At 37.1% G+C, this 1261-nt stretch carries 1 pseudogene; it reads left to right on the top strand.

The features are described from left to right. Positions 1-58 precede the first annotated feature (58 nt). Positions 59-1134, top strand: a pseudogene (locus tag QWY78_RS09245) (IS3 family transposase); the annotation flags it as partial. Between the last annotated feature and the right edge of the window lie 127 nt (positions 1135-1261).

The raw sequence follows: 1261 nt of genomic DNA, 5'->3' as shown, positions 1-1261 counted from the left end.
TGTAATCTTCCCCAAAAATAAGAACATTTAAAAATATAGTTTTTAAATTTGGAAGACTATGAAAAACAGTAAATTTTCAGAAGTTCAGATCATCAAGATTTTATCTGAACAAAATCAAGGAAAAACAGTAAATGAGATTTGCCGCGAACACGGCATCAGCCAGCCGACATTTTACAAGTGGAAAAGTAAATATGGAGGATTGGATGTGCAGCAACTCTCTAAGATGAAGGAACTGGAAAAGGAGCTTTCGCAGTATAAAAAAATTGTAGCGGAACTTACCCTGGAAAATGTGGTCATGAAAGATGTGATTGCAAAAAAGTTTTAACACCTTCTGAGAAGCGGGAACTGGTTGTTTATTCCAAATCAGAACACGGAATAAGCACTCGGAATGCGTGTAAACTTTTTATCATATGCAGTTCTGTGTTTTACTACAAAAAGAAGACGAACAATGAAGACGACAAGATTCGGGAGGAACTGGTTTTGCTTGCAAACCAGCACCAGACCTGGGGATTTTGGACGATGCACCACCGTTTGAGAAACTTGGGTTTTAGATGGAATCACAAACGGGTTTACAGAATTTATAAATCGATGAAGCTGAATTTGAGAAGCAAAAGGAAAAAACGCCTTCCGGCAAGGATTAAAGAGCCCTTACTTCGCCCGATTTATCCTAATGTTACTTGGAGTATGGATTTTATGCACGACACTTTGGAATGCGGTAAAAGCGTGAGAAGCCTTAATATCATTGATGATTTTAACAGAGAAATTTTAAATATTACCATTGATACCAGTTTACCATCAGCAAAAGTAGTTTCGCAACTGGAACAACTGATCGACTGGCGTGGGAAACCTGAAAAAATAAGAGTGGATAACGGTCCGGAGTTCATTGCAGAAAAATTAAAAGATTGGTGTGGCAAGAATGAAATTGTTCTTCATTATATTCAGCCCGGAAAACCAACGCAAAACTCACTGGTAGAAAGATTCAACCGAACTTTTCGGACAGAATTTTTAGACGTTTATCTTTTTGAGAACATCAAGCAAATGAGAAACTATTCGGAAATCTGGATGTGGATGTATAACAATGAGCGTCCTCACAAATCATTGCAATACCTCACACCAAGGGATTTTTTATTGAAATATGGAAAACTTGTCCAAGCAAAGGCCAACGAGTTTCCCACATTCCAACAAAATTTTAACAATGACAACAATAAATTATTAACAAAAAACTCTACTTTTGAGTGTGCCTAAGATGGGTGAGATTACA

It is taken from the genome of Kaistella yonginensis, assembly GCF_030409525.1.
Lineage (GTDB): Bacteria > Bacteroidota > Bacteroidia > Flavobacteriales > Weeksellaceae > Kaistella > Kaistella yonginensis.
Note: the sequence above shows the minus strand (reverse complement) of the source record. Positions and strands in the feature narration are given on the sequence as shown.